General features: G+C 44.3%; 3 protein-coding genes and 1 pseudogene. 3 read left to right on the top strand and 1 reads right to left on the bottom strand.

Annotation, left to right across the window (positions count from 1 at the left end; genetic code table 11):
- Positions 1–183, top strand: a pseudogene (locus ACLGGO_RS34890) (hypothetical protein); the annotation flags it as partial.
- A 295-nt stretch (positions 184–478) separates the two neighbouring features.
- On the top strand, positions 479–673 hold the full coding sequence (locus tag ACLGGO_RS34885) for a hypothetical protein (protein WP_446422756.1): 195 nt from the start codon (positions 479–481) through the stop codon (positions 671–673).
- Between the two features lie 637 nt (positions 674–1310).
- Here ACLGGO_RS34885 and ACLGGO_RS34880 read toward each other — a convergent pair.
- Positions 1311–1931: a type I restriction endonuclease gene (locus tag ACLGGO_RS34880; protein WP_446422755.1), complete on the bottom strand. Its 621-nt coding sequence runs from the start codon at positions 1929–1931 to the stop codon at positions 1311–1313.
- Positions 1932–2074: 143 nt separating this feature from the next.
- Between ACLGGO_RS34880 and ACLGGO_RS34875 the strand changes: the two genes are divergently transcribed.
- Positions 2075–5437 carry a helicase-related protein gene (locus tag ACLGGO_RS34875; protein ID WP_446422754.1) on the top strand — a complete coding sequence of 1121 codons (3363 nt, stop codon included), beginning with the start codon at positions 2075–2077 and terminating at the stop codon, positions 5435–5437.
- Positions 5438–5526 lie beyond the last annotated feature (89 nt).

Raw genomic sequence — 5526 nt, 5'->3', positions numbered from 1 at the left:
GGTACTATTTCATCATGGGAAAATGTGCGCTCCTATAACCCCCTTTTCAGGAACATTGGTATCCCTGACCAGAAACTTCTAAATCCCAGAATTATTCTCCTTGAACTCACCCATCAGCCGCGATCATGGGTGAGACGATGCTTAATTAATCCAACAAACCGTTTAATAAACCCGCCGTCATAACCCACCAAGTTATCGGCTTTCTCACCACTCAAAAAAATCCCATGAATCTCTTGATTTATACTGTGATTTCAGGTATTATTTCATCATGGGAAAATGTGCGCTCCTATAACCCCCTACTCAAGACCATTGGTATCCCTGACCCTAAACTCCTCAGTCCCATAATTATTCTCCCTAAACTGACACATCATCCGCCATCATGGGTGAGACGATGCTTAATTAATCCAACAAACCGTTTAATAAACACACCATCATAACCCACCGAGTTATCTGGCAAATCACTGCTCAAAAAAATCCCATGAATCGCTTGATTTCTGCTGTGATTTCAGGTATTATTTCATCATGGGAAAATGTGCGCTCCTATAACCCCCTTTTCAATACCATTGGCATCCTTGACCATAAACTCCTAAATCCCAGACTTCTTCTGTCTGAACTTACACCTCATTCGCCATCCTGGGTGAGACGATGCTTAATTAATCAACAAACCGTTTAATAAACGCACCGTCGTAACCCATCAAGTTATTTGGCAAATCACCGCTCAAAAAAATCGAATGAATCTCTTGATTTCTGCTGTGATTTCAGGTACTATTTCATCATGGGAAAATGTGCGCTCCTATAACCCCCTTTTCAATACCATTGGCTTTCTTTACTATAAACTTCTCAGTCCCAGACTTCTTCTCCCTGAACTTACACCTCATTCGCCATCCTGGGTGAGACGGTGCTTAATTAATCAACAAACCGTTTAATAAACGCGCCGTCGTAACCCACCGAGTTACCTGGCAAATTACCGCTCAAAAAAATCGAATGAATCTCTTGATTTCTGCTGTGATTTCAGGTACTATTTCATCATGGGAAAGTGTGCGCTCCTATAAGCCCCTATTCAATACCATTGGCTTTCTTTACTATAAACTCCTAAGTCCCAGAATTCTTCTGTCTGAACTGACACCTCATCCGTTTAGATCCCCCTAAATCCCCCTGCTTTCAAAGGGGGGCTAGGGGGGATCTCTTACTAAGTAAGGGTTTCAGTTTTAAGTTGACACCAATAGCACGGAGCGTGGGCCCCTACCAATCAAACCACCAATGTTTTTAAGGTTAACGGGTTGGGTTTCGTTCCTCAACCTAACCTACTACTAGCGAATCAAACCACCAATGTATTTAAGTAAATTTAGGACATCATATAAGTCATCATCGGGTTTAAGTATAGAAAACGCCTGAGATAAACTATACTGGGGTTGAACTTGCCCAATAAGTTTAACAAAAACAAATTCTCTGCCATTCACCAATAAACCAAACCTGGGTTCTTTTTTGTTCCCATCACTCAGCATATAAGCCAGGGCTTGAGGTAAAGCCGTCATCACATCAAATTTAGTCGCCTTGGATTCAATCACCAGTATCCACAACCGTTGCTGTACGACTAAAACATCAATACTACCTTTAACTATAATGCCGTCATCTTCAGCCGAAATTTGAATCGAGGTTTCCGTTTCAATCGCAAAGGGCGGCTGATAAAATCCGGCTAAATCCAGTAAAGGAGACAGCACAACCATTTTAACTGCCTCTTCTGACATAAAACGGTATCGAGTTAAATTCAAGTAATTGCTGCGGATGCGGTTTAATGCCTGCTTTTCGGATTCAGTAACTGTGACATCACTCACCCATTCCGTAAAACAAGCATCCTCGGTTAACTGTAAACCAAATTCTGTTTCTAAATCGTAGAGGCTGAGTTCTTTGGCAAAGATTGTCTGTACCATCGTATTATTACCCTTGGGGAGAAACTTCTCTGTATTGTAAAATCAAATTATCGGCGAATTCCCAGATTAGGGCTAAAGCCCTCACTACGAACCCAATTAGCTGAGTCACGCTACTACTGGCTTTGACGAATGACAAATGACAAATGACAACTCACGATATCATCGACAACCGCAACCAAAAACTGGTAGACAGTATTAACTGTATCCTCGACTCCTCAGACGCCGCCCATTTTGCTGTCGGTTATTTCTTCCTTTCTGGTTTCATCGCCATCGCCCCTCGCCTCACTAATATAAAGGAGATGCGGTTACTTATCGGTAATACCAGCAACCGCGAAACCATCGAACAACTCGCCGAAGGATATCGCCGCTTAGAACTAATTAAAGACCAAATCGAAGCCCAAACCTATCCCAAACGCATTCTCCGCCAGGAAATGGTAGCCCAAACAGCAGAAAATATCCGTTCTAGCGTAGAATTAATGGATCAAACCGATGCAGCGGAAACCTTGGTGAAAAACCTGGTACAGATGATAGAAGAAAAACGCTTACAGGTGCGAGTGTATACCAAAGGACGACTCCACGCCAAAGCCTACATCTTCGACTATGGTAAAGTTTATAATCAATTGGGACAACTCCGCGATCGCGCCGAAAATGGTATTGCTGTTGTCGGTTCCTCTAATCTCACCTTATCCGGCATTTCCCATAATACTGAACTCAACGTTATTGTTCACGGAAACGACAACCACCAACAACTCACCCACTGGTTTAACCAACTCTGGGAAGACGCCGAAGACTTCGACGAAACCCTAATGCAGCAGATGCAGCAGTCGTGGGTAATGGCGCCAACCCGCCCCTACGATATTTATATGAAAACCCTCTATATGTTAGTCCGCGATCGCATCCAGGAGGAAAACCGGATTGAAATTATCGCCGATGACGCGATTACCCGTAAACTCGCCGACTTCCAAAAAGTAGCCGTTAACCAAGCCATCAAAATTATCCGCGACTACGGCGGCTGTTTCGTCTCCGATGTCGTTGGCTTAGGGAAAAGCTTTATTGGCGCGGCGATTGTTAAACGGTTTGAACAAGTCGAACGCGCCCGCCCTTTAATTCTTTGTCCCGCCCCCCTCATAGAAATGTGGGAACGTTACAATGAAGTCTATCATCTCAACGCCCGTGTCCTCTCCCTGGGAATGCTGCGAGATGATACCGAAAATGGGGAAAACCTTCTCGTCAACGACTTCCGCTATAAAGATAGAGACTTTATCCTTATCGACGAAAGCCATAACCTCCGCAATCCTAGCACCCAACGCTACAAAATCGTGGAAACCTTCCTCGCCACTGGGAAACAATGCTGCTTTCTCACCGCCACCCCCCGTAATAAAAGCGCCTGGGATATCTATAACCAGATTAAACTCTTCCACCCCGACGACAAAACCGACTTACCCGTAGACCCCCCGGATTTAAAAGCTTACTTTAAATTAGTCGAAAAAGGCGATCGCGACTTACCCAATTTATTATCCCATATCCTGATCCGCCGCACCCGTAACCACATTCTCCGTTGGTACGGCTTCGACGCCCAAACCCATCAACCCATCGAACCCGCCAACTTTTCCGCCTACCTCAACGGGAAACGCCGCGCCTACGTGATTGTAGGCGGGAAGCACCAATTTTTCCCCAAACGCCAATTAGAAACCATTGAATACAGCATCGAAGATACCTATCAAGGCTTATACCAACAACTGCGCCACTATCTCGGAAAATCCCGCCAGCGCCAATTAGTTAATTCCCCCGCCAACGAACTCTGTTATGCGCGTTACGGTTTAGGCAAGTATGTCTTAAAAGCCCAGCAGAAACAAGAACCCTATTCCAGCTTACAAACAGCCGGGGCTAACCTGCGCGGACTCATCCGGGTACTACTATTCAAACGCTTCGAGTCTAGCGTAGAAGCTTTCCGAGAAACCGTGAAAAAACTCCTCAACGCCCATTATCTGTTTGAGAAAGCCTTAACTCAAGGATTTGTTCCCGCTGGGGAGGAAGCCCAATCTATTCTCTATGAACCCAACCAAGCCGAAGAACAAGACATACTTGATGCGTTACGTCAAGCCTCTGGCAAATACAAACTTGAAGACTTTGATGCTGAACGTCTACATAAACATATCCAACACGATATCAAACTCTTCGAGAAAATCCTCGCTTTAGTTCAACCCATCACTCCCGCCCAAGACACCAAACTACAAACCCTAAAAACCTGGCTGGATAAAGCCCCCCTAAACAACGGTAAACGCTTAATTTTTACCCAATACGCCGACACCGCCCGTTACCTCTACGAAAACCTAAACCCCGACGGGAAACAAGCGGATATTGAAGTCATTTATAGCGGCGATAAAAGTAAAGCCCGTATCGTGGGTAGATTCGCCCCCAAAGCCAACCCCGACTATCAATTTACCCGGAATGAATCGGAAATTAACACTTTAATTGCCACTGATGTTTTAGCCGAAGGGCTAAACTTACAAGATGGTAACTTAATCATTAACTATGACCTCCATTGGAACCCGGTGCGCTTAATTCAGCGGTTTGGTCGGATTGATAGAATTGGTAGTGAAAATGATATCGTTTACGGCTTTAACTTTTTACCCGAAACTGGTTTAGACAGAAATCTCGGCTTGCGTCGTATCCTAGCCAACCGCATCGCCGAAATTCATGAAACCATCGGCGAAGATGCGGCAATTCTCGACCCCACGGAACAACTAAATGAAGACGCCATGTACGCTATCTATGAGAAAAATGGCGATAGCCAGCAACTGAGTTTATTTGAGGATAATGGGGAATTTTTAGACCTGAATGAGGCTGAGGAAATCCTGCGCCAGTTACAAAAAGATGACCCAGCAGAATATAAACGCATCGCTAATTTACCCCACGGTATCCGCACCGCTAAATTCTCCCTGAATAAAGGATTATTCGTGTTCTGCGAAGCCTCCTATCCTAATCGCCCTGAGTTAAAAGGGTATCAGCAGTTAGTCTTACTCGATGACAAGGGAGAGATTGTATCACGGGATATGTCTCGCATTTTAGGACGACTCAAAAGCAGCAAACAAGAGGCGGGATTATCCTTACCCCAGGATTATAATGCGGCGGTGATGAGAATTAAACGTCAATTTGCCGAAGACGTGAAACACCGTCAAGCGGAACGGGACTATAGCCGCAATCTTAGCCAAGGACAAAAATATAGTTTACGGGAACTCCGACTCTTTTTTGAAACAATTAACGATGAGGACATCAAATCCCAAATTAATCTATTAGAAAAAGCCTTCCGCGAACCCGTCACCACGGGACTAAAGCGCGAGTTAAATCGGCTAAAACGTAATAATATAAATGGAAATGAACTATTTATCAAACTTAAGCAACTTTACGCCCAATATGACCGACAAGAATGGCGAGGGCGTCGGCAAATGCCAGATGAGGAGTATCTAATTCCGGTAATTGTTTGTAGTGAAGCCTTGGTTTGACGGAAGCAGTTGTCAGTTATCAGTTATCAGTTATCAGTTATCAGTTATCAGTTATCAGTTATCAGTTATCAGTTATCAGTTATCAGTTA

Origin of the sequence: Coleofasciculus sp. (genome assembly GCF_046565525.1) — a bacterium.
GTDB lineage: Bacteria > Cyanobacteriota > Cyanobacteriia > Cyanobacteriales > Coleofasciculaceae > Coleofasciculus.
The sequence above is the reverse complement of the archived record's forward strand: the minus strand, read 5'-3'. Positions and strand labels throughout refer to the sequence as shown.